Here is a 1,394-nt window from a genome sequence, read left to right on the forward strand (position 1 = left end):
CTTGCGAGGCGGCCTTGCTCACCTCCAGCGCATCGACCAGACAATCGCTCAGATCGAGTGCTACCGTGTCGCCCTGTGTCACGACCCGGTGTCGGCCCGGCGCGTCGAGTGCGCCGCGCAGCTTGCTCAGGCACCAGCGCAGCTCGCCCCTTGGATCGTTCGGCACGTCCCACAGCAGCTCGCACAGACGGCTGCGGCTGACAGGATGCGGCGCCAGCGCCAGATAGGCCAACAGAGCGCGCAGTTTGCGCGACGACGGCAACGTAACCGGCACATCATTGCGGGAGATCGCCAGCGGTCCGAGCAGGCGCACGGAAAGGACCGGCATGTCGCCGTCCGGCCTCGATCGGCTGGATTCCACGTGCGTTTCCACGCCTGCTCCCACGCTGGCCTGTCGGCCTCTCCTATATCACCAAACACGACACGGCGCATCCGGCAGCGGATTTCAGCGCCGGATGCAGCCATTGCCGCTGTGCGGCATGTCAGTCCTAGCGCGGCAAGGTCACCAAACCTCGCCGCCCGACCCGCCGGTTTGTAACCGGCCCGTGAAGACAAAACGCGATGACAATCAAGGAGACCAAGATGTTGCAGCAGCAGAAGATCAGAACCACGGCCGGGCGCGGCCGCTTGTTCGACAGCATTCTCGATACCGTCGGCGACACGCCGGTGGTGCGCATCAACAATCTCGGACCGGCCCACGCGACGATCTACGTCAAGGCCGAGTACTTCAATCCCGGTGCTTCGGTGAAGGACCGGCTGGCGCTCAACATCATCGAGGAGGGCGAGCGCAGCGGTGCGCTGAAGCCGGGCCAGACAGTTGTCGAGGCGACCAGCGGCAACACCGGCATTGGCCTCGCCATGGTCTGCGCGCAGAAGGGCTATCCGCTGGTCGTCACCATGGCCGACAGTTTTTCGGTCGAGCGCCGCAAGCTGATGCGCATGCTGGGCGCCAAGGTGGTGCTGACGCCGCGCGCCGAAAAAGGTTTCGGCATGTACAAGAAGGCGGTGGAACTGGCCGAGGCCAATGGCTGGTTCCTCGCCCGCCAGTTCGAGACGGCCGCCAATGCCGCCATCCACGAGGCGACGACGGCGCGCGAGATCGTCAATGATTTCGCCGGCTCGCGGCTAGATTGCTTCGTCACCGGCTATGGCACCGGCGGCACGGTGGTAGGCGTGGCGCGCGTGCTGCGCCGCGAGCGCCCGGAAACCCGCATCGTGCTCTCCGAGCCGGCCAACGCGCAGCTCATCGGCAGCGGCAAGGTCCAGCAGCGCGGCGCCGATGGTGCGCCCGCCGCCAGCCATCCGGCCTTCGAGCCGCACCCGATCCAGGGCTGGACGCCGGACTTCATCCCCAACGTGCTGCAGGAGGCGATCGACACTAGCCTCTATGACGA

General features: G+C 66.2%; 1 protein-coding gene and 1 pseudogene. One reads left to right on the forward strand and one right to left on the reverse strand.

The window, feature by feature from the left end:
- Nucleotides 1–328: pseudogene (locus EN750_RS34370) on the reverse strand (transcriptional regulator); the annotation flags it as partial.
- Nucleotides 329–582: 254 nt separating this feature from the next.
- Between EN750_RS34370 and EN750_RS34375 the strand changes: the two are divergent.
- Nucleotides 583–1,394 (forward strand): pyridoxal-phosphate dependent enzyme (locus tag EN750_RS34375; protein ID WP_127399281.1); only part of this gene is annotated, 812 nt, incomplete at its 3' end.

This window comes from Mesorhizobium sp. M7A.F.Ca.ET.027.03.2.1 (assembly GCF_003999175.1).
Lineage (GTDB): Bacteria > Pseudomonadota > Alphaproteobacteria > Rhizobiales > Rhizobiaceae > Mesorhizobium.